This is a genomic window from Hahella chejuensis KCTC 2396 (assembly GCF_000012985.1).
GTDB lineage: Bacteria > Pseudomonadota > Gammaproteobacteria > Pseudomonadales > Oleiphilaceae > Hahella > Hahella chejuensis.
Window position 1 is genome coordinate 7014942 of sequence record NC_007645.1, and the last position, 21148, is coordinate 7036089.

16 protein-coding genes are annotated in these 21148 nt (G+C 57.2%); 8 read left to right on the forward strand and 8 right to left on the reverse strand.

Annotated features, from left to right (window positions below; all coding sequences use genetic code 11):
- Positions 1 to 19: 19 nt before the first annotated feature.
- The 7 genes from HCH_RS31150 to HCH_RS31180 all read right to left on the reverse strand — a co-directional run bounded on the left by HCH_RS31150 (position 20) and on the right by HCH_RS31180 (position 8805).
- Positions 20 to 1741 carry an ABC transporter substrate-binding protein gene (locus tag HCH_RS31150; RefSeq protein ID WP_011400572.1) on the reverse strand — a complete coding sequence of 574 codons (1722 nt, stop codon included), beginning with the start codon at positions 1739 to 1741 and terminating at the stop codon, positions 20 to 22.
- A gap of 41 nt (positions 1742 to 1782) precedes the next feature.
- Positions 1783 to 2787: a LacI family DNA-binding transcriptional regulator gene (locus HCH_RS31155; protein WP_011400573.1), complete on the reverse strand. Its 1005-nt coding sequence runs from the start codon at positions 2785 to 2787 to the stop codon at positions 1783 to 1785.
- Positions 2788 to 3150: 363 nt separating this feature from the next.
- On the reverse strand, positions 3151 to 4245 hold the full coding sequence (locus HCH_RS31160) for an ABC transporter ATP-binding protein (RefSeq protein WP_011400574.1): 1095 nt from the start codon (positions 4243 to 4245) through the stop codon (positions 3151 to 3153).
- Positions 4246 to 4298: 53 nt separating this feature from the next.
- Positions 4299 to 5615 (reverse strand): GH1 family beta-glucosidase, encoded by a 1317-nt coding sequence (locus HCH_RS31165; protein ID WP_011400575.1) that lies wholly within the window; start codon positions 5613 to 5615, stop codon positions 4299 to 4301.
- Between the two features lie 38 nt (positions 5616 to 5653).
- Complete coding sequence (locus tag HCH_RS31170) at positions 5654 to 6493, reverse strand: carbohydrate ABC transporter permease (RefSeq protein WP_011400576.1); 840 nt, start codon at positions 6491 to 6493, stop codon at positions 5654 to 5656.
- A 13-nt stretch (positions 6494 to 6506) separates the two neighbouring features.
- On the reverse strand, positions 6507 to 7508 hold the full coding sequence (locus HCH_RS31175) for a carbohydrate ABC transporter permease (RefSeq protein WP_011400577.1): 1002 nt from the start codon (positions 7506 to 7508) through the stop codon (positions 6507 to 6509).
- A 58-nt stretch (positions 7509 to 7566) separates the two neighbouring features.
- Positions 7567 to 8805 (reverse strand): ABC transporter substrate-binding protein, encoded by a 1239-nt coding sequence (locus tag HCH_RS31180; protein WP_011400578.1) that lies wholly within the window; start codon positions 8803 to 8805, stop codon positions 7567 to 7569.
- A gap of 320 nt (positions 8806 to 9125) precedes the next feature.
- On the opposite strand from HCH_RS31180, the gene HCH_RS31185 reads away from it, so the two are divergent.
- Positions 9126 to 10178 (forward strand): LacI family DNA-binding transcriptional regulator, encoded by a 1053-nt coding sequence (locus HCH_RS31185; protein WP_011400580.1) that lies wholly within the window; start codon positions 9126 to 9128, stop codon positions 10176 to 10178.
- Between the two features lie 23 nt (positions 10179 to 10201).
- Here HCH_RS31185 and HCH_RS31190 read toward each other — a convergent pair whose 3' ends face one another.
- Positions 10202 to 11206: a serine/threonine dehydratase gene (locus HCH_RS31190; RefSeq protein ID WP_011400581.1), complete on the reverse strand. Its 1005-nt coding sequence runs from the start codon at positions 11204 to 11206 to the stop codon at positions 10202 to 10204.
- Positions 11207 to 11513: 307 nt separating this feature from the next.
- Here HCH_RS31190 and HCH_RS31195 point away from each other — a divergent pair, with 307 nt between their 5' ends.
- The 7 genes from HCH_RS31195 (at position 11514) to HCH_RS31225 (ending at position 20778) form a co-directional block, all read left to right on the forward strand.
- A complete protein-coding gene (locus tag HCH_RS31195; RefSeq protein WP_011400582.1) occupies positions 11514 to 13097 on the forward strand; it encodes a serine protease in 1584 nt (527 codons plus the stop codon).
- Between the two features lie 38 nt (positions 13098 to 13135).
- Complete coding sequence (locus HCH_RS31200; protein WP_011400583.1) at positions 13136 to 13528, forward strand: hypothetical protein; 393 nt, start codon at positions 13136 to 13138, stop codon at positions 13526 to 13528.
- Between the two features lie 83 nt (positions 13529 to 13611).
- Positions 13612 to 14340: a response regulator transcription factor gene (locus HCH_RS31205; protein WP_011400584.1), complete on the forward strand. Its 729-nt coding sequence runs from the start codon at positions 13612 to 13614 to the stop codon at positions 14338 to 14340.
- Between the two features lie 2 nt (positions 14341 to 14342).
- Positions 14343 to 15740 (forward strand): sensor histidine kinase, encoded by a 1398-nt coding sequence (locus HCH_RS31210; RefSeq protein ID WP_011400585.1) that lies wholly within the window; start codon positions 14343 to 14345, stop codon positions 15738 to 15740.
- Entirely contained in the window at positions 15737 to 17434 is a 1698-nt protein-coding gene (locus HCH_RS31215) for an amidohydrolase (protein WP_011400586.1), read from the forward strand. Before HCH_RS31210 ends, HCH_RS31215 begins: the two co-directional genes overlap by 4 nt.
- Before the next feature lie 111 nt (positions 17435 to 17545).
- Complete coding sequence (locus tag HCH_RS31220) at positions 17546 to 19585, forward strand: DUF3857 domain-containing transglutaminase family protein (RefSeq protein WP_011400587.1); 2040 nt, start codon at positions 17546 to 17548, stop codon at positions 19583 to 19585.
- The gene (locus tag HCH_RS31225) at positions 19582 to 20778 is read left to right on the forward strand and encodes a hypothetical protein (protein ID WP_011400588.1); all 1197 of its coding nucleotides are present in this window, start codon (positions 19582 to 19584) and stop codon (positions 20776 to 20778) included. The genes HCH_RS31220 and HCH_RS31225 overlap by 4 nt, the downstream gene beginning before the upstream one ends.
- The last annotated feature ends 370 nt before the right edge of the window (positions 20779 to 21148 follow it).

Genomic DNA, 21148 nt, shown 5'->3' on the forward strand with positions numbered 1-21148 from the left:
CACATCTCCCTGGCGGACGCTATTGTCGCGCCACTTGCGCCGCCGCTTCTTTACGCAGAGACAGATTCAACACATGCACGCCCCGCTCCGGCACCCCCAGGTGCAACATCGGCCGCACATAAGGATTGTCCTGAGTCACCCAGCCCTGAAAACGGGAGTCGTTGTACTGATACCAGTCCGGATTGGCGAACAGAGTGATGACCGGCAGTTTCTCCGCCACCTGTTTGTGCACCTGCGTCAGCCATTTTTTCTGTTCCACCCTGTCCTGGGTCTGCGCGAAGCGATCCAGCGCCTGATTGATTTCTGGAATGACCATGCCGTGCATGTTCTGCTCCAACCGCCGCCCTTCCGCCAACCCATCTGTAATGAACATCAGGCTATAGGTTCCATGAGGCGTCGCGGAAGGCTTGGTCCACATGATGTAAACGTCAAAGTCGCCCTGGGTGGTCCCCGCAAACCAGGTGCTTTCGTCCTGGGTGCTGAGATGGGCGTTGACCCCGATATCGCGCAGATTCTCGGACACCGTCATCATGGTGTTAACCCAGTCCGACCAGCCGGAAGGCACCGCCAGCTTGAACTCAATGGGGGAACCGTCCGGGTTGTCGCGCCAGCCGTCGCCGTCGCGATCAACGAAGCCGTTCTCATCCAACAGGGCCTTGGCGCGCTTGGGGTTGTATTCCATCAGATAACGGTATGGCTGCAAGGCCTGCGCGTCATACCATTCCCTGTACAGCTCGCCGGTGCCGATGGGAAATTGGGTTTCCGTGGTCAGGCCGAAGGTGGCTACATCCAGAATAAAGCGGCGGTTGAGCGCCATGCTGAACGCCTGCCGGAACGGCAAACTGTTGAACGGCGCTTTACGGGTGTTCAAATGCAAATTGGCGTTAGCCCCGGCGGGAAACCAGTATTTGTTGTGCTTGTCGCCGTTGACGTAGGTTTTTTCCGGGTCCGACATGCCGTCTCCCAGCCAGTCGATTTTGCCGGCCCGCGCCGCCAGCATGGTCTGATCATTGCCGGAATACTGAGGGAACTTCAGACAGTCGATGTAGGGCTTGCCGGCGTCCCAGTATTTCTCGTTTCTGCACACCTTGAACTGGGACATGCTGAAAGAACGCACCTCGGTAAAGGGCCCGGTGGCCACCGGTTCCGGATTGGCGAAAGTGGTCGGGTCCTGCACGTCTTTCCAGATGTGACCCGGCAAGGGATACATCACGCCGATATGTTCGTGGGCCAACGCGCTGGGTTTGCTTAGACGCGCCACCACAGTGAGATCGTCGATCTTTTCCATGTTGACGATCAGGCCATTGGGATTGCTGTCGGACTGGATGTCCAGTCCGACTGGAAAAGCCGGGTGGGATTTCGCCAGTTCGAACGTAAAGACCACATCGTCAGCGCTAAAGGGCTGGCCATCTGACCACTTTACGCCCGGGCGCAGATGATAGGTGACGGAGCGCAAATCGTCCGCAGTTTCATAGGAGAGGGCGAGACGGGGAAAGTCCTGGCCGGGATGGGCGATGTTGTAAATCCACAGGGGCTCGTAAATGAAATCCTGGGCGTAGAACGCGCCGACAGAGAAGTTGTAAGGGTTGAAGTTACGCACATGGGCGTTGGTCTGAGTCGGAGCCAGCACCAGTTCGCCGCCATGAATCCTGTTCGGGTCCGCCTCCGCCGCCTGCACCGAAGCCGTCAGCACCAGGCAAACCGCTAAAGACCGCGTTTTTATTTTTGTCGTCGCTTTCATTCGCCTTCCTATTTCCTGTTGTAAGTTGACCCCCTCGCGACTCAGTTCAGATCTCTCACTGAATCCCGTTCAATCAGCTTGGGCTCCAACACGACGTGCTTCTCCGCCATGGTCGGATTCTCCAAGCGCTCGATGAGCAGTTTTACCGCCGCTTCACCCATCTCCATCACGTCCTGCCTGACAGTAGTCAATGCGGGACACATTAATTTGGCGTGGAAGTTGTCGTCATACCCCACCACCGAGATTTGCTCCGGCACGCTGACGCCACGCTCGCGCAGGGCTTGATAGACCCCTGCCGCCATATCGTCATCGCCGGCGCAAATAGCAGTGAACCGGGCGCCGCCGTCCAGCAGCCGCAGGGTCGCCTGATAACCAAATGTCTCTTCGTAGGGGCCGGACAGAATCAGGTAATCGCGCTCGCTCAGGCCCTGTTCCGCCATAGCGCGCAGGAAGCCGTCTCGGCGCAGGCGGGCGTCCAGATAGCTCTCCGGCCCCATCAGATGCGCGATGCGCCGGTGCCCTTTCTCCAATAAATAACGCGCCGCCAGATAGCCGCCATGCAGGTTGTCCACCCGCGCCGACCATTTGGAAATACCGGGCAACATGCGTCCCATGGTCACAATGGGATAATTGCCGGGATGCACGCCGGCCAGACGCTCCAACGGCACCTCGTTTTCCACGTACAGCAACAGCCCATCACAGCGGCGATCCAGCAGCGAATTAATAACGGCGACTTCCCGATCCAGATCGCCATAGCCGCTGGTGACCACCAGATGCTTGTCGGAACCGGAGATGTAATCCTGTACGCCGCTCAGCATCTGCGCATAGAAGGGGCTGGCGAGGTTCACCACCACCACGCCGATAATGTCGGACTTATTGCTTTTCAAGCCCCGCGCAAAGTGATTGGGGCGGTAGCCCAGCTTGCGAATGGCGTCCTCCACCCGCTTACGCGCAGCGGGAGAGACAGACCCTTTGTTGGACACCACCCGGCTGACCGTGGATTTCGACACGTGGGCCAGTTCCGATACATCGATAATTGTTGGCATGACAGGCTTCTACCGTTGGGAACGTCCCCAAAATCATGTTGCAGGGGGGTTATTAGGGTCAAGGCTGCGGCGGCTTAGTTATGGCGTTATAACGCGACAACCTGTCACCCCAAGATAAAACCCTGCTTACGCCAGAAGCCCGCCACAACAATTCATCTCATTGAAATTACTAATATTTTTTGATGAGAAAGAGCACTTTTACCGAGATTGAAAGCAAGAAAGGCGACGATTCCCAATTTGTTCCCAAATTGACAACCGCCGCCAAGACGGGCATTTCAAGCCGCGTCGATACGCAAATCGCCCCCAAAGCTCTCTGCGTACTTCGGGCTGTTCCCTGGCCCCGCAATCGCGTTGGAAACAGATTCAGCCCAAAGACAGGTTAACCCCTTGTTGATTGAACAGATGGCAGCACTCCAGCTCCGCCGCGACGCCCACCTGTCCGCCTTCATAAAAGCCCGTGGCGGAGGAAGGCGTCTTCACCACCAGATGTTTTTCCAGGCCCGGCACATGCAGATAAGCCACGGCGACGTCGCCCATTTCCTCGATGATGTCCACCCGCGCCGGAATGCCTTGCTCCGGCGCCGTCAGACGCACATGCTCAGGTCGCACGCCCAGACACACCGGCTCACCGGCGATGCGGCCTGACGGGGCGGGAATCTGTAACGGACGCGGCGACGAACCGATCTGCACCGTCGCGCCCAATTCACTGCTGGCCTGCACGCGACAGGGTATGAAGTTCATCTTCGGCGAGCCGATAAAGCCCGCCACAAATTGATTGCCGGGCCGCTCATATAACTCCATGGGGCGGCCGGTCTGTTCGATATGGCCGCCATTGAGCACGACGATGCGGTCTCCCAGGGTCATGGCTTCGGTCTGATCATGAGTCACATAGACCATGGTGGTTCCCAGTTGCTTGTGGAGCTTGGCCAGCTCCAGCCGCATCTGGGCGCGCAGCGCAGCGTCCAGGTTTGAAAGGGGTTCATCAAACAGGAAGATGCTGGGCTCGCGCACAATCGCCCGCCCGATGGCCACGCGCTGGCGTTGACCGCCAGACAGCGCCTTGGGTTTGCGCTGCAACAGGTGAGTGATTTGCAGCACTTCCGCCGCCCGCTCCACCGCCTGCGCCACCTGGGGTTTCGGCAGACCCGCCATCTTGAGAGAGAAGCCCATGTTTTCCGCCACAGTCATATGGGGATACAGGGCGTAACTCTGAAACACCATGGCCACGCCGCGTTCTGACGGCGGCAGCCCCTCCGCGCGCTTGTCGCCGATCAGTATATGACCGGCGCTGACCTCCTCCAGGCCCGCGATCATGCGCAGCAGGGTGGATTTCCCACAGCCGGAGGGGCCCACCAACACCACAAACTCGCCGTCCTCTACAAACAGATCCAGCTTTTTGATGATGTCCGCGCCGCCTTTATAGCTCTTTTCAACGCCAAGCAATTGTAAGGACGCCATGCTGTTCTCCCCTCGTCCCGCGTTAGTGTTTCACCCGGTTTCTCCCGCCGCCGCTAGGCGCGCTGGCGGGCAATAAAATCCCGATACCAGTGGCCGCTGGCTTTCAGCGTGCGTTGCTGGGTGGCGTAATCCACGTAGGTCAGCCCGAAGCGCTTGCTGTAACCCCAGTTCCACTCGTAGTTGTCCGCCAGACTCCAATAGAAATAGCCGCGAATGTCCGCGCCCAACTCCATGGCCTGACGCAGCGCCTGCAGGTGTGTCTCCAGATAGTGAATACGCGCCGGGTCCTGCACTTCCCCTTTCTCCATACGGTCAGGAAAGGCGGCGCCGTTCTCGGTGATGTAAATCGGCGGCGGCAGGTAGTCGCGGGTGATTCTCACCAGATGCTGCGCCAGACCTTGCGGATAGACTTCCCAGCCCATGTCCGTCAGCCCCATGGCCGCCGGCGCCGGGATTTGCGGATTGGCCTGGCTGAAGTAGCCGCGGGTGTAGTAGTTCACTCCCAGGAAATCCAGCGGCTGCCTAATGATCGCCATATCGCCGTCAGCGACCTTGGGCGCTTTATCGCCCAGATACGCCAGTACATCCTGGGGATAGGCGCCGCGGAAAATCGGGTCCATGTACCAGCGGATGTTTGTTCCGTCGTCCAGACGCGCCAGTTGGCGATCCGCTTCCGATTCTGGATTGGCCGGATAAGTGGGCGTATGGTTGAGCACGATGCCCACCGGCGTCTCGCTGTTCAGCGCACGCATGCTCTGCAGCGCCAAACCGTGCGACAACAGCAGGTGATGGGACACCTGATAGGCCATCGCCTCGTCCTGATAACCCGGTGCGAACTGGCCGGTGGCGTGTCCCAGGGTGGCGGTGCACCAGGGCTCGTTATGGGTGGAAATCGTTTTCACACTATCGCCGTAGCGACGCATGAACTCCGCCGCGTAGTCGGCGAATCGATGGCAGGTGTCGCGATTACGCCAGCCGCCTTCATCCTCCAACGCCTGCGGCAGGTCCCAGTGATACAGGGTGACGTAGGGTTGCAACCCCTTGACCAGCAGCGCGTCGATCAGGCGGCTGTAAAAGTCGAAGCCGGCTTCATTCCAGGCGCCTTTGCCCTCCGGCTGCACCCGCGGCCAGGCGATGGAGAAACGGTAAGCGTCCACACCTAATCCAGCAATAAGATCCACATCTTCCTGGTAGCGATGATAGTGATCGCAGGCGACGTCGCCGGTCTCGCCATTCACCGTCTTACCCGGCGTATGGGAGAAGGTGTCCCAGATGGAAGGCCCCCTGCCGCCTTCATTGGCGGCGCCTTCAATCTGGTACGCGCTGGTGGCCACGCCCCAGGTAAAATCCTTTGCAAATTTCTGATTCATACAATACAAGCCTCTTATTGCTTTCTAGATCGCCGCGTCTATCCCTTCAGCGCGCCGGCTGTCATCCCTTCGATCAGCCTCCGCGACGCCAGTATGAATATGACGAGAAGCGGCGCCACGGCGATGGAGGAGCCCGCGCAAATGGCGCCCCAGGGCACTTGCCCGGAGCCCTGCAACGCGCGCAGCGCCAACGGAACCGTGTACATTTCCATGTCCCGCATGACCACCAGAGGGGTCATGAAGTTGTTCCAGGATGTGATAAAAGTGATCAGCCCCAGGGTACCCATGGCAGGCCCTGTCAGCGGCAGCACGATGTGACGGAAGGTGGCGAATTCGCCGCAGCCGTCCATGCGCGCCGCCTCCAGCAATTCCCGTGGAATCGCCGAGCTGATGTACTGACGCATCAAAAACACGCCCAGGGCGCTGCAAGCCATGGGCAGATACAGCGCCCGCGGCTCATTCATCCACCCGAACAGCGTCATGATCAGGGTGGTGGGTATCATGCCGAGAAACGGCGGGATAAGTAGCGTGCTCATGACAATCATGAACAGCAGGTTCTTGAAGCGGAATTCATAAGTGGCGAAGGCGTAGCCCGCCAAGGAGCAGAAGAACAGGTTCAACGCCGTGGTGATGATCGCCACGTAAAAACTCACTCCCAGGTTATTCCAGAAGTAGGGCAGCCTCTCCAGCAGCACCTGCACGTTCGTCATGAACTGACCGCCGAACCACACCGGCGGCGGCACGGAAAGAATATCCGTGTTGCTGTGAGTGGCGAATACAAACATGAAGTAAAAGGGCCCCAGCATGATCATGGCGCCAAGGGCCACCACCATGAATGCGATCCACTGACCGGGGTCCAGGATGTTGCGTTTTTCCATTGCCTGCTCCCGCCTAGGACTTTTCTTTGAAGGCTTTGTTGTTGGCCCAGGTCATCATCGCAATGATCAGGAACAACAGCCAGGCGACTGCGGACGCCGTGCCGAAATCGCTTTCGATATAGGCGGTGGCGTACATGTGCATCGCCGCCGTCTTACCCGCCTGATCGGGCCCGCCGATACTGGTTCCGCCCGGTCCCAGACCGCCGGTGAGAATAAAGGGCTCTTCAAACAACTGCAGGTTGCCGATGATGCTGAGGGTAATCGCCAGAAACATCATGGGCCGCAGCAACGGCACGGTGATATGCCAGAACTGCTGGCGGCGACTGGCGCCGTCGATGCTCGCGGCTTCATACAGATCTTTGGGAATGGTCTGCAGTGCGGACAGATACAACACCGTGTTCCAGCCCACGTAACGCCACCAGACCACGAATGAGATCACCCACTTGGTGTAACCGGGGTCGTTCCAGTCGATGTTCTCCGTTGGAAACACCCAGCTCAGAGGCCTGAGGCCGGCGACTTCCCACTGCCCCATTTGAGTCAGCAGCACATTGATCAGCCCATAGTCGCGAGAGAATAGCGACGTAAACACCAGGGAAATGGCCACCGTGGAGGTGATAAACGGCAGGAAGTACAACCCGACTACCGCATTGCGCCAGCGCGACAACCGGGTGTGCAGGAAAAACGCCAGCGGTATCGCCGCGAGGTGTTGGGGAACCCCACTCACCAGCGCGATCCAGAAGGTGTTGTAGAGCGACTTGTGAAACCAGTCGTCCGTGAGCACGAACGTGAAGTTCTCGAAGCCGACCCATTTCATGCCGCCCAAACCCGTGGACGGGTCCCAGTAATGAAAAGACAGATAGATCGTAAACAGCAACGGAAACAATCCGAACACTGCGAACAGAATGAAAAACGGACTGATAAACACATAAGGCGCCGTTTTACGGGTCAACCAACTGCGTCTGGCTTTGACTGGCGCCGCCGCTGGCGTCTCCCGCCGCTCCATAACCGCCGACATTACCGGGCCTCCACTAAGTCTGATAGGGACTCTCGTTGTTCGCGTATCTCAGGTCCGCTTAATAGCGGACCCGGCGTTTGATGAGCTTATGCGCATCCGCCAGCGCTTCCTTGATATCCTTGTCGTGCAGCAGCACCTTATCCAACTCGGCGTTGACGATCTCATCGGCGATCGTGTCGTACTTGTTCACCGTAATGGCGGGAATGCGATCCGCCGCTTCTTTCCACTGAACGCGGGCCTTTTGTCCGCCCAGAAACTCAATGGGCTGCTGCAGAAACTGATCATTCTGCGCCGTGACCAGGGCGGGAAACGCGTCCAGCTTGTGGAACGCCTCCAACTGCATGCTTTTGTTCAAAGCCAGGAAGCGGATAAATTCCCACGCCTCTTCTTTGTGCTGCGCTTTGGCGGGGATGGCGTAAAAGGAGCCGCCCCAACTGGCGTAGACATTGTCGGGCAGTTGCTTGCTGCGCCACAGCCCGGCGGATTCCGGCGCAATCCAGTTGGCGAGATGCCCCGCCACCCAGGACCCCATCATCTGCGTGGCGATCCGGCCCCGTCGCAGCCCTTCGGTCCACTCACTGGTCCAGGCTTTGACCTTGGCGTCGATGCCGGCGTCACGCGCCGCTTTCGCCACCTTGAACGCTTTCTCGAAGCGCGGACTGGTCACCAGTGAGTGGTTGTCCTTGTCAAAAAAAACGCCTTCGCCGTCCTCAAGGTCCGAACGGATGATGATGTCTTTCAGGTCGCCGGCGTGCGCCACCATGTACGCGCCGGTTTTTTCCTTCACTTTTTTACCGGCGTCGATAAAGGCCTCCCAATTTTTTGAGAAAGCGCTTTCATCCACTTCCGCCTTTTGTAGCAGGTCCTGACGATAAAACAAAGCGCCCGGTCCGATATCCACGGGAATCGCCGCCAGATTGCCGCCTCCGCCGGTGGCCTGCGGAAGGGTGAACTTGGCGAACTGATCCTGATATTGCATGGCGTTGTAGGGGGGCTTGGACAAATCCTCAATGCCGCCGGAAGCAGCGAATTTGCCGATGAATCCGACTTCCACCGCCATAACGTCAGGCAGGTTGGAGCCGGTGGCGAGAGAGGTGGTCATCGCACTGTGGTGATCGCCGAACGCCAGACTGACCAGCTTGATCTCCACGTCGGGATGCGCTTCCTGGAATAAGGGGATGGCGGCTTTAACGCCTCTGTCCAGATCTGGAAATGAAGCCACTTCCAGAGTCACGGTTTGCGCGGCGACGCTTCCCGACATGGCCGCGCTCAACAGAAGAGCATGCATGATCTTCATCTTATTATTCTCCTGGGCCGGAGCCCTTACATCGAGGTTGGTTTTTGTGCTTATTCTATTCATCAATGCGCTGTGTTATTTTGACAAAAACGTAATGAAAACGTTTTCAAACACAGCAATTTTATAACGTCGCGCAAATACGCTTGTCAATAAAAAAATGAAAATATCCGGAAATTTCATTTATTATCAGAACCGTACGAGCACACGCCGGGAACGAATCCGTTCTTATACGATTCAGCGGCCGCATGCGAAGTGAAGAGTGGCGTATGCGCATATCTTCCAGGGGATGACAGGATTTCGACGGGCTATGGGAGTTTAGCTTGGAACAGACAATCAGAAAAAACGCAGTAAAGAAGAAGCGACTCGGCGCACAGCCGGCGGCCTCCACCGTCACCGAAGTGGCGAAACGGGCGGGGGTATCCGTCAGCACCGTTTCCCGTATTCTCAATGGCACGGCCCGGGTGTCCGACGACAAACGCAGATCCGTGGAGCGGGCGATTGAAGACCTGAACTTCAAGCCTAACGTCCTGGCGCAGAGCCTCAAGAGCGGCCAGTCGATGACCATTGGCGTCATTACCCAGGCGGTGGAAAGCCCGTTCTTCAACGAGTTGCTCAAAGGCATCGAAGAAGGCCTGCAAGGCTCCGGCTACGCGTCTCTGATGGCCAGCGGCCACTGGAACAGCCAGAGCGAGATCGAGCGCATCCGTCTGCTGATTGCGCGCCGGGTGGACGGCATCATTCTGCTGACCGGCAATCTCAATAACGAACAGATACTGGACCTCGCCACACAAACCCCTATTGTCGCCGTCGGCCATAACGCGCATTCGGAAAACGCCGCCTCCATCTTTATCGACAGTCGCATGGGCGGTTATCTGGCGACCAAACATCTTATTTCGCTCGGCCATCGCAGAATCGCTCATATCCAGGGTCCGCAGGAACAAAACGACGCCAGCAACCGACTGCATGGCTATAAGATGGCGCTGGAAGAAGCCGGCATCGCCTTTGATGAGGATTTGCTGGCGCAAGGCGACTTTATCGAGCCCGGCGGCCTGATGGCGATGAACCGGCTGCTCGACAAAGGGGTTTCTTTCAGCGCCGTCTTCTGCGCCAATGACCAGACCGCCTACGGCGCCCGACTGGCGCTGTATCGCCGCGGCCTTCGCGTGCCTGAAGATATGTCTCTGATCGGTTTCGACGATCTGCCCATGTCGTCTTACACCACCCCTCCCCTCACCACGATCCGGCAACCGGTCTACGAAGTCGGGCAAACAGCGGCGAAGCGCCTGCTGCGCCTGATTCGCGGCGAAGGAGCGGAGTCCGTCAATCTGAATGTGGAGCTGGTGATAAGAGAGTCCACGCGTCGCCTGGGCTAAAACCAAAGCGACGCGTGATGGCGTTACAGCTCGAACTCATTAAGATAATTGTCCCGCCACAGCGCCGACATCATCCCTTGATCGACATTGCCGCCGGTCAGGATCACCAACAGGCGCTTCTTGCCGCTGCGGCCTTTCAGCCACTGGCGCACCGCGTCCATGGTCATGGCGCTGGTGGGTTCGATATGCAGCTTGAGCAAATGGGTCAACCATTGTGTCCAGAACGCAATGCGTTGCTCTTCTACTTCATACAGGGCGTCCAGGCGCCGAATATATTCAAAGGTGATGTCCCCCACCGCCAGGGTTCTGGCGCCGTCGGCCAGAGTATCCGGAGTGGCGCTCAGGCAGTGAATCCTGTTTTCCCGCAGAGAAATCGCCGCATCATTGGCCTGTAGCGGCTCCGCCGCGATCATCTCCGCCTTGGGCGCCAGCGCGCGCGTCGCAATCAATGTGCCGGAAACCAGTCCGCCGCCGCCGCAGGGCGCAAACACCGCGTCCACTTCCCCCAGTTCATGTAACGCCTCATAGGCCGCTGTGCCCTGGCCGCAAATGACCTGCTCATGGTTGTAGGGGGGAATCCAGTACACGCCGGGGTCCTTGGCCGCTTCCAGCACTCGCTCATCCACTTCCGCACGGGTCGCGCACAAGACGACTTCCGCGCCGTAGGACTCGGTGGCGCGAGCCTTAACGCGGGACACGTTCTCCGGCATAAAAATGGTTGAGGGGATATCAAACAAGCTCGACGCCCAGGCCACCGCCTGAGCATGGTTGCCGGAGCTGTTGGCGATGATGCGCTCCGGTCTGCGACCGTTCTCCAGCAGCCAGCGCACCGTGTTGCAGCCGCCGCGGGCTTTGAATGCGCCCACTTTCTGCAGGCATTCAGCTTTGAAATAAACCTCATGTCCCAGCCACTGGTTCAGCAAAGACGAGCTGACTAACGGCGTTTCCAGGGTATACCCGTGTATTCTGCGTTTGGCCTGCGCAATGTCTGCGATACCCAAAGTTCGATCATGCTCTAACGTCGTCACTATCCAGTCCACCCTAAATCAGCATTACTGTTTATTCCTATTAATCAGGCAGACAAATAGCTTCCTTCTATTTGTCTGCAACGACAGGGCCGGCACAGGTCAGGCCCTGTTTCCCGCGGCTGGCCGCCGCGCAGGCGCATCCATGCGCCTGGTTCCGGTTTGTACGTTCTGATACAAAACCGAGACAGAGCTCTACATGGCCAGCCACTTAAATAGCCCCGCCGGCGGGCGCCAGCATCCGCTGTCGCCCCATCAAATTAGCTTACGCCGGGAAAAGCGTAAATCTGTTTTTATAGTGGAGTTTGCTATGAGTCCTCAAAGAGTTCTAACTCTGAGCGCAACGCTTGGGCTAATCGCCCTGTCCCATAACGCAATCGCAATCGATCCTGTCACGTCCCGAATTATCGGCGGAGATCAGTCCCCAAACGGCTACCCTTGGATGCTATCCATGCAATCCCAAGATGAAGGCGACCATTTCTGCGGCGCCAGTCTGATAGCAGAGCGCTGGGCCCTGTCCGCGGCGCATTGTATTGAAGACGAGCCCGCCGATTCCGTTTTCGTCGTCGCCGGCGATTTCGACCTTAATAAGCAAGACGCAGGACAGCAACGGGTGGGCGTAAAGCGCTTTGTTCACGCTGTGGGCGAACCTTATGGCGATTTGATGCTGCTGGAACTGAAAGAGTCGATCAAGCATCCAACTCTTCCTCTGGCGGATGAAGACGCCATGGCCACACTGGCTCCCAATACTCCTTTTAAAGTCATGGGCTGGGGCAATATGTCCGCCGATGGTTTTGACTACCCTGAAAGATTGCAGCAGACAGAAGTGCCTTTTTATGATCAAGCCGATTGCGCCAGCGCCTATAACGCCATCGGTATAGACATCGACAACACCATGATGTGCGCCGGTTACCCGCTGGGGGGAAAAGACACCTGCGACGGCGACAGCGGCGGTCCAATGCTCTGGAACAACAATGGCGTACTGACCCAGGTTGGCGTGGTCAGTTTTGGCGAAGGCTGCGCACAGCCTGGCTTCCCAGGCGTTTATGCCCGCGTCGCCACCTTTAACGAATGGATTAAAGAACAAATGGCGCAGGCGGAAGGACTTTCCATCAGCCAGACAGACTTCAAATTGATCAGCGCCGACTACAAGATGCAGCGTCCGCTCACGCTGACCAATAACAGTAAGCAAGACATGGTAGTGCAAGGCTTGGCGCTGACTGGCGACAGCGGCTACCAGATCGACGCTGCCTCCTGTGACAACGCTCTGTTGAAACCCGGCGCCTCCTGTACTTTGAACCTGACGGCGCAGTTCGCGGAAACAGGACGAAAAACAGCAACCCTGACAGCCAGCAGCACGGATAGCAGCCACCCGAACTGGATCTACGTGTTTTCAGTCCAAGCCATCAATAAAGCTGACTTCACATTAGGCCAGAACACTGAGTTCGCCTGGGGTCAGGCTGCAGATGGCGAGTGGACGCAACGCGTCGACGGCGGCAAAAAGAGCCTGAGCGCAGAATTAGGCGTTGATAAAGATAACGCCGTTCTACTGACGCAGTTCAGCGGAAAAGGCGTTTTCAGCTTCGAATGGAAGATTGATAATGGCGAAGCGGACGACCTCTATCTCTACATTGATGGTAAACGCATCTTTGACGCCAAAGCCGGCGGCGAATTCAAGAAGTTCAAATATAAACTGGGAGAAGGTCAACATAGTGTTTACTGGGTGCTTCAGGACAACTCCGATGGCGTCGACGGCAAGTTTAAGCGCGCTCACGTTCGCTCTGTCGCCCTGAACGCCAAAGCTGAGAAAAAGGACAACGGCGGAGGCGGCGCATTCGGCTTCCTGTTACCAGTTCTGGGCCTACTGTGGTTGGCGCGTCGTCGCCTGGGCTGAAATCAAAAATATCCCGGTTAATGCAGGAGGTCGCCGCAATGAGCGATTACACTAATCACCTTAGATCCAATGCGCGCAACAGTGGGCTCGCCCTGGGACTGGCGCTGTGCCTGACATCCACACAGGGACATGCTGAGAACGCGGAGACGCCGCAAGTGAGCGTCCCTCTCAGTCGCCCCGCTGTGCTGCAATCCGTGTCAATTCAGCAGGACCAGCTGACTTTCTCAGTCAAGAGCACCGGCTGTACCCGACGCGACGATTTCAGGCTGCTGTGGGACGGTCCCGACCTCACGGTAATACGCCTGAAACCGGACTTGTGCCGTAAAAAAGCCCATTGGGCGACCTTTTCCCTCCCTTTGACTGACCCGAGGCTGCGGGAATGGGAAACCCTGTATATCAATAACCCACTGGTGGTTAAGTCCGGGAACTGACCCGGCTGGAGCGCGCCACAGTCCGAGGCGCTCCGGACCTTCCCCCCAAGTCGCTGATGTAAATGGAAAATACGAGGCTGAAGATGACTGAACGGCTATTGCTGGTGGATGACGACAAAGGCTTAACCCGGCTAATCAAGCAATTTCTGGAGCAGAATGGCTATCCCGTGAAAGTCATTCACGATGGAGAATCCGCCGTCTCCTGGCTGGAGCGAAACCAACCGCAGTTAATTATTTTGGATGTAATGCTTCCAGGTATGGATGGCCTGTCTGTCTGTCGTGAAGTCAGAAAACACTATAAAGGCCCGATCATCATGCTCACGTCGTTGGACGATGACATCGACGAAGTCGCCGGACTGGAAGTCGGCGCTGACGATTATCTGGCCAAGCCGGTCAAATCCAGAGTACTGCTGGCGCATATCCGTGCGCAGCTACGCCGGGTGGAAACCTACTCCGCCAATGACAGCGACGCCCCCGCTACTCAGGAAAACGGGGTTATTCGTATCGGAGAACTGGTTATCAACTCCAACGCCCGTACGGTCGTCAAAGCCGGAGTCGCGATTGACTTCACCACGGCGGAATTCAATCTTCTGTATTACCTCGCTCGTCAGGCAGGTTCAGTCATTTCCCGGGACCTGGTGTATCGGGAGATTTTCAATCTGGAATATGACGGTCTCGACCGCTCCATCGATCTGCGCGTTTCGCGCATTCGCAAACGCCTGGGCGACGACCCCAAGCAGCCGCGCCTTATCAAAACTATCCGGGGTGAAGGCTATTTGTTTGTAGACAATGCTGACAACGGGGAGACTTGAGCATGTTTTTACGCTTTTACGCCTCCCTGGCGTTGTTGTTTTGCGTTTGTTTCATCGCCTATGACTGGGCCTACCCCCTGCTATGGTGGGAAAACGCGCTTTCTGCGGAAGAGTCACGCCGCCATTCCGGGGAAGGGATGCGGGAAATCGCCGTGGAGCTGTCAGAAATGAAGGCGACGAACGCAGGAGACCGTTTGCTGGCCGCCGCTTCGGACCTGCTGGAAAGTGCCGACATAGCGCTGCAGCCCTCTTATGAGCTGATCGAATACTCGATTCTGGAGAATAAAGATATGAGCCTGTCCCTTGATCAGCGCCGTCGTCTGACGGCGGGCGAGTATCTGTTGACGGAGCGCAGTTCCCCGGACTCCTGGAGCGTGCAAGCCGCTATCCCCAATAAGGACATGACGCTGGAAGCAGTGTTCAAGGAACAGGGAGATGGAGGATCTTTTTATACCTGGCTGGCGGGATACGTCATTCTTTATCTGAGTTTGCTGGCGGTGGTTCTGCATTTACTGCTCGCCAACGTAAAGCGGCCGTTGCGGGAGTCCATATCGCAAGTCAGCGCCGCATTGCGTCGCATCAATAGTCTGTTCGATGGCCCCACCGGCCCCGTTCAGTCCGCCGTGGCTCCCGCGGAATTGCTCCAGCAGGCGTCAACCGTAGAACGCCATATCGCACGTGAAAAAGAAAGCCGCGCCCGCCACTATGACGACCTACGGGACCTGTTGCATGGCGTCGCTCATGAGTTCCGCAGTCCTATGGCGCGCATCAGCTTTGCGCTGGACCTGGCGGATGACGAAACCGACAAGCCCGCCCCGGACCCAGGAAACATTCGCGCACTGCATCAGGAAATCAGCGGCGCCTTGGACGAGCTGAGCGGTCTGGTGAAAGAAGTACTCAGCTACTCCCGCCTGGAGCATGGTCGCGACGAACTGCAATGGGAGCCGGTCGCGGTCATGGATGTGGTGGAAGAGATCCTGGCGAAACAACGCAAACTGCATCCGCAGGTGGAGTTTGTTACCCCTGCGGAGCCGGCCATACAGGAAATCCAGGTATGGGTGGACCGGCGTTTATTCTCCCGCGCATTGGTGAATCTGATCAGGAACGCCGCCCGTTTCGCCGATCACAGCGTCAGAATCAGTTGGCTGCTGACCGACGCCCATTTCGAACTCCAGGTGGATGATGATGGTCCCGGCGTGCCTCCTGGCAAACGTCAACGCGTCTTCGAGCCATTCACCCGTCTTGACCCCAGCCGCTCCCGGGATTCCGGCGGCGCCGGTCTGGGCCTGGCGATTGTAAAAAGTATTTCCACATTGCATGGCGGAACCGTAAGCGTCACCGACAGCCGTCAGGGCGGCGCCTGCTTCACCCTGTGCTGGCCCAAGGAGCCGACTCAATGAACCATACTAATGTATGCGCTGCGATTCTGCTGACCCTTCCCTTGAGCGCGCCAAATATTGAAGCGGCGGCTCCCAATGATAACAGCGCCGATCTGGCCTTTATCAACGCCGTGGTTTACACCGCCGATGCGCAAAATCCGACGGCGCAGGCTGTGGCGGCGCGCGACGGCGTCATTATCGCAGTGGGAGACATTGCGGATATTGAGTTGTTAATGGATGAAAACACTCAGGTTATTGATGTAAAAGGCGGGTTATTGTTACCAGGCTTTATCGACAACCATAATCATGTCTTTGAGGCCGCTTCCTCCGCTGGCGGCGATTGCGAACTCGCCCCGGACCTGACTCCCAGCGAACAGCTGCCTTACTTACACCAGTGTCGTGAAGCCTCGCAACCGGACCAGTGGGTGATCGGCTGGGGCCACACTATCGACGCCACCTTGAGCGGAGCAGGCCCCACGCCCCTGCAAGTTATCGACAGCGTGTTCCCGGATCGCCCGGTGGTGATCATGGAGCAGACTTCGCACTCCATGTGGGTTAATTCCGTCGCCCTGCGACTCGCCGGAATCAATTCAGATACGCCGGACCCGCAGGGAGGCAAAATCATGAGAGATCCCAAAACCGGCGCGCTCAACGGCGTCCTTGTGGATAACGCCGGCGATATCATCATGGAGCAGGCCTGGAATAGTCTGCGTAATAAGTTCGAGGTCAGCTACGACGGCCTGTTGAACGGGCTGGCGGAAGCTGCGCGCAACGGCGTCACCACCATTGGCGACGGGCGTCTGTACTGGAAACGCGGATGGTATGACGTGTGGCGCGCTGTGGCGGCGGATGGCGAGCTGACCGCCCGCGTCTCCCTGCGACCCTGGATTTATCCTCATGTACCGCAGCAAGAGCAGTTGGACTTTCTGAATGCGATTTACAATCCAGACCCAAACGGGCTGTTGATCGTCAATCAGGTGAAGATGTACAGCGACGGCATTCTCATCAATGGCACGGCGAAAGTCCTGCAGCCTTATGATTTCACCTATTTTCCGCAATCGCCCTATGGCCTTAACTACCTGCCCCAGGCGGTCATGCAGGATTGGCTGATTAAGCTGGACCGCCTCGGTTATGGCGCGCATATCCACGCCATTGGCGACGGCGGAGTGCGCGAAAGTCTCAACGCGATCGCCGCCGCCCGCCAGGGCGGCTCACAGCGCCGCTACAACATGACGCATCTGGAGCTGGTGGATGCGGGTGACCTGGGCCGATTCAAAACACTGCAAGTGGATGCGGATTTTCAGGTGGGTTCCGACTATATCGGCGCGGCGGACCATAGCTGGGCCGAGCCGCTGATTGGCGAAGAGCGGGCGCATCGGCTTATCCCTCTGGCGGAGGTATACGCCAGCGGCGCCAATGTCACCCTCAGCAGCGATTGGAACGTGAACCCCATCAGTCCAATGGCCGCCATCGCCAACGCCGTGCAACTCAAAGAGCGCGGCCTGCCCAACGTACGCGCCGCGCTCAACGCCTACACCATCAACGCGGCGACAGCCCTGGGACTGGAGGCGATCACCGGCTCGATCCGCGTCGGTAAGTCTGCGGATATTGTGGTGCTGGACAGAAATATCCTCGACGCCGCCCCCCAACACATTCGTCAGGCCAGGGTCTTAATGACCTGGCTGCGGGGAAAAGAAGTTTACGCCGCGGAATAACGCGGCGACATTCTTAATTTGTTTACAATTTGACCACTCACAAGCCACCGGGTACGTGATAAACTGCGCCGCCTACCCTTTTTTTGATTGATGTACTCACAAGGAAGACGAATGAATCGCTTCTCCGGCAGACTTTATGGTCTTATCGCCACGTTGAGCGTTATGCTCGCCTGCCAGGCCAACGGCCAAACGTTTAAATCCAATGGTTACGCCTACGACATCTCCGCCGCCCCGAAATGGGTGGAGTCCGTACAGGCGCCCGCCGCCCCCGGGCACGACAACGGAGCGGTCGAGTATTTGCTGGTGGACCGCCAGACCAGCGCCGCCACGCGCTCGCCGCAATACTTCTATCATTTTGTCGAACGCGCCAACAATCTGGACGGCCTGGAGGAAATTTCCCACCTCAAAGTCACCTTTAATCCAGACTTCCAGCAATTGATCTGGCATAAGCTGAACGTTATCCGCGACGGCAAGGTCATTGATCGTCTGGACCCGCAAAGCATCACTCTGATCAGAGAAGAAACCGAGCTGAACCAGGAAATGTTCAGCGGCTATGTGACCAGCGTGGTGTTCGTCAAAGGCACCCGAGTGGGCGACGTCGTGGACTTCAGCTACTCCATCGTTGGCCGTAACCCGGTGTTCGGCGACCATTACTTCCAGGGCCTCTCCATGTCCTGGCAGGCGCCAGTGCATCGTCTATATACCCGCGTTATTGCGCCGCCCAACCGCGAGTTGCGCATCTCCGCCGTGAAATACGACGCCCAACCCACCATCAGCGCTTACGGTAAATCCAAGGTCTACGTGTGGGATGACGCCAATGTGGCCGCCTACTACAACGAGGGCAATTATCCCCTGGATTATGAACCTGGCAGTTTTATCAGCCTGACGGACTTCCCGGACTGGGATGGCGTGATTCGCTGGGCGGAGCCTCTGTACGCGGTGCGCCCCATCAAATCCAAAGAACTGCGCGACCTGCGGGATGAGCTGAAAAGCATGCCCAAGGAGCAGGCGGTAATCACCGCGCTGCAGTTCGCACAGGAACAAATCCGTTATCTGGGCATCGAACTGGGTCAGAACTCTCACCTGCCCCGGGCGCCGGATATGGTCATCGAAAACCGCTACGGCGACTGCAAAGACAAAACCCTGCTGCTGGTGTCCCTGCTCAGAAGCATTGGCATAGACGCCTACCCTGCCCTGGTGTCCTGGGAGATCGCCTCCGGCGTCGATAAGATCGCGCCCTCGCCCGGCGGTTTCGACCATGTCATCACCCTGGTGGAGCTGGATGGCCAGCGTTACTGGCTGGACCCCACCCGTCGCTACCAGAAAGGCTCTTTGAACACCTTGGGATACTACGATTACGGCAAAGCGCTGATTATCGGCCATCCCAGTGAGCGGGAACTGGTCAAAGTCGGTCTGCCGGAGGTGGCGGGCGTCCCCAGTATGATTACGCGCGAACGCTTCAAAGTGATTGATTACAGCGCGCCTGTGGAGCACTTCATCACCACGGAATACACCGGTATTGAAGCGGACCGCATGCGTCAGCGCCTGGCCAATAAATCCATACGCGAATTCAGCCAGGATATGTTGAATTACATGCAGAAACTGTATCCGGGCGCAGAGCAACTGGAGCCGGTCCAGATCACCGACGACGGCGCTAACAATCGCTTTATTATCGACGAGCATTACCGCATCAATGATTTTTATGCGCCCGTGGACAACGTGCAGGCTACCCGCTTCTACGCCTATTCGCTGTTTGAGTATGTAAAAAGTCCGGCGGTGACGCGGCGCTCAGGGCCTCTGACGCTGCCAGGGCCAATCAGGGTGGTGCACGATATTTCCCTGGAATATCCCTCCAGTCTCAAATTTACCGATCAGGCCGCCAAAGTCAGCCAGAGTAACGACTATTTCAATTATTTCTATCAGGAAGACTATCTGGGCCGCACGCTGAACCTGCACCATGAGCTAGAGTTCAAACGCGCAGCGATGCCTGCGGAGGCGACTCAGTCATTTTTGGATCTGAAGAAACAGATCAATAATTCCGGTGAGCACTACTATCAGGTGACGCGCAACGAGGAAACGGATAAGTCCCGCTTCGGAGATTTCATCTCGTCAATTCAGTCAGTGGTGTATGGTTTGGAGGCGCCGCAATGATCCTATCCGCTAAATGGCTAATCAAACACTGCTCGACACTTGGCGTCTTGACGCTTTCACTCTTCGTCGTCGGCTGCGCCACGCAATCCGCGTCCACGAATAGCGCCACCGCCGAGACAGACATCGCAGGAGAGTACCCTTCCCGGCCCATCAATGAGTTCGCTAAGCAATTGCGGGATCTTCTTAACCTGCGCAACACCGACAAGATCGTCGACATGGTGGACATGAAGGAGCTGCTGGACAAAGCCGTGGATCGCTCCGATCTGCCCGTCGCGTTTCGCCCCAGCGCCAAGAGCCGCCTCATTGAGACACAATTACCCAACTATCGCGCCATCGTCGCCGGCAGTCTCCTCAATATGCAGACGGAAGCGGGTTATTACGAGATCGCCAGCATCGCCCCTGAGCAGTCTCAAATTACCTATCGATTGGATGACGAAGCCTTAGGGTATCTGACGGTTTACTATCGCAGAGACGCGTCCGGGGAATACCGGATTACCGATTTGCACAACTGGCTGTCGGTCTATGACCTGAGCTACCGCATCGCGCAAGGACTTTCCTTGAGCTATCGCATCAACCTACAAGGAAATCGGGCCAAACAAGCGCTACTCCTGCAGCTTGGCAAAGTCTCCAAGTCTGACGATGTCGCAGAGATTCATCGCGTCTTCGAAGGCCTCGCGGACGAGCGCCGCAACGATGACTACCTACAGTTGCTCTATGCAGAATCGCTTCTCAATGCAGGCGATTTGGCGGGATTCGTAGAGCAAACCGCCGTACTGAATGAGCGCCTGGGAACCTCTCCCAACTATCAGTGGCTGCTTTATTACCGCAACCTGAACCTGGAAAACTACCAGGCGGCGGCTGAGCACTTGCAAGCGCAGATCGAACAGACCGGACTGAAGGATGCAGGCGTTCTGGATGAGCTGGCGCGCATCAAGCTGCTCAGTGAACAGTACGACGAGGCGATCCGTCTCTCCTACGAGGCGATTCTCAGCGATTCTTACTATGAGCCCAGCTATTCCACGTTGACCTTCGCCCTCATCAAAACCGACCGGCTCGATACCGCCTGGGAAACCTTGAAAGTCTTGAAGGAACGCTTCAGCTATGAATTTGATGAGGCCGCCCTGCGTGAAAACGGCCGCTTTGGCCCCCTACTGGAGCGGGAAGATTTCCGTAACTGGCTGAAGCAAAGCTAAGGGCCTCACGCGCTCGTCTTGCCCCATGACGAAGGTGCGTTTCGCGCCTTAGCTTAAAACGCCGGCCGCTTGCATGAGCGGCCGGCGTTTTTGTATTCAGCGTTAGTATCAGCAGCCCGGCGGAAGCCTGAAACCGGCCCCCATTCCATGTCGCCTTCGACAGATAGTTGAGGCTGCGGCTCATTCCTTTCGAGAATAAATCTCTCGCCCTTTAGACTAAATTGTAGAAATTTTCACTTCTTTTCTAACTGCTCGAATAAGTTGGCTATCCTGTACCATTAGAATACCAATAACTATAAATATTCCGTTTGAGTATATCCATTCATGTAAGAGGTAGGGTTAACACCGCCGCTAAGGCTAGGAAAATGGA

What these genes read in the sequence shown, in the direction of transcription:
- HCH_RS31150 (WP_011400572.1), bottom strand. Translation starts at nt 1,741, where the DNA reads ATGAAAGCGACGACAAAAATAAAAACGCGGTCTTTAGCGGTTTGCCTG.
- HCH_RS31155 (WP_011400573.1), bottom strand. Translation starts at nt 2,787, where the DNA reads ATGCCAACAATTATCGATGTATCGGAACTGGCCCACGTGTCGAAATCC.
- HCH_RS31160 (WP_011400574.1), bottom strand. Translation starts at nt 4,245, where the DNA reads ATGGCGTCCTTACAATTGCTTGGCGTTGAAAAGAGCTATAAAGGCGGC.
- HCH_RS31165 (WP_011400575.1), bottom strand. Translation starts at nt 5,615, where the DNA reads ATGAATCAGAAATTTGCAAAGGATTTTACCTGGGGCGTGGCCACCAGC.
- HCH_RS31170 (WP_011400576.1), bottom strand. Translation starts at nt 6,493, where the DNA reads ATGGAAAAACGCAACATCCTGGACCCCGGTCAGTGGATCGCATTCATG.
- HCH_RS31175 (WP_011400577.1), bottom strand. Translation starts at nt 7,508, where the DNA reads ATGTCGGCGGTTATGGAGCGGCGGGAGACGCCAGCGGCGGCGCCAGTC.
- HCH_RS31180 (WP_011400578.1), bottom strand. Translation starts at nt 8,805, where the DNA reads ATGAAGATCATGCATGCTCTTCTGTTGAGCGCGGCCATGTCGGGAAGC.
- HCH_RS31195 (WP_011400582.1), top strand. Translation starts at nt 11,514, where the DNA reads ATGAGTCCTCAAAGAGTTCTAACTCTGAGCGCAACGCTTGGGCTAATC.
- HCH_RS31200 (WP_011400583.1), top strand. Translation starts at nt 13,136, where the DNA reads ATGAGCGATTACACTAATCACCTTAGATCCAATGCGCGCAACAGTGGG.
- HCH_RS31205 (WP_011400584.1), top strand. Translation starts at nt 13,612, where the DNA reads ATGACTGAACGGCTATTGCTGGTGGATGACGACAAAGGCTTAACCCGG.
- HCH_RS31210 (WP_011400585.1), top strand. Translation starts at nt 14,343, where the DNA reads ATGTTTTTACGCTTTTACGCCTCCCTGGCGTTGTTGTTTTGCGTTTGT.
- HCH_RS31215 (WP_011400586.1), top strand. Translation starts at nt 15,737, where the DNA reads ATGAACCATACTAATGTATGCGCTGCGATTCTGCTGACCCTTCCCTTG.
- HCH_RS31220 (WP_011400587.1), top strand. Translation starts at nt 17,546, where the DNA reads ATGAATCGCTTCTCCGGCAGACTTTATGGTCTTATCGCCACGTTGAGC.
- HCH_RS31225 (WP_011400588.1), top strand. Translation starts at nt 19,582, where the DNA reads ATGATCCTATCCGCTAAATGGCTAATCAAACACTGCTCGACACTTGGC.